Source organism: Xanthomonas sp. LMG 12462 (assembly GCF_009192885.1).
In the GTDB taxonomy this organism is placed as follows: domain Bacteria; phylum Pseudomonadota; class Gammaproteobacteria; order Xanthomonadales; family Xanthomonadaceae; genus Xanthomonas_A; species Xanthomonas_A sontii.
In genome coordinates, this window is record NZ_NMPP01000134.1 from 1 (window position 1) to 552 (window position 552).

The following is a 552-nucleotide window of genomic DNA, read 5'->3' on the forward strand; positions in this document are numbered from 1 at the left end:
GGTCCAGATCGACACGCGTACGAAATCCTGGTGTGTTGCCGGCGACGAACGCAACCTTGTCCTGCACCGTGACCGCCTGCAGTTGCTGCGGGCCCTGGATGCCCTCGGCCTTGGCAGCTTGCAAGGTGTGCGCGACTTGCGCGTCGGTGGCGCGGGGCATGCGTTCGCGCAACGCGTTGAAGAACGGATGGTCGGCGTGTGTGGCTTCGGAGACCAGCGGCGAACGCTTGGCCTCGGCCAGGGCCGTCCGTGTGTCGCGTCCGACGACGGCATCGTCATCCAGGCCATGCGCGCGCTGAAACTCTTTCAGGGCATGGCGCGTATTGCGTCCGAAGTCGCCATCCGGCTTCAACGGCTTGCCGTCGGCGCCATGGTAGCCCAGCTCAGCCAACTGTTCCTGCAGTGCCCGGGTTTGCTGGTTGCGCTCATCCCCACCCATGCTGGCCAACTGCTGCAGCGAGACCTTGCCGCTCTGGATGTCGGCGACCAGTTCGGGCGTGATGGTCTGGGCCCATTGGTTCGCGGCCTGCACGCGTTCGTTGGCACCGTTGT

Annotated in this window: 1 protein-coding gene; it reads right to left on the minus strand. The window is 65.6% G+C overall.

All coding sequences use genetic code 11. The features are described from left to right. Window positions 1–552, minus strand: a 552-nt coding sequence (locus CEK69_RS20935; protein WP_193314058.1) for a peptidoglycan-binding domain-containing protein, incomplete at both ends; no start/stop codon positions are given.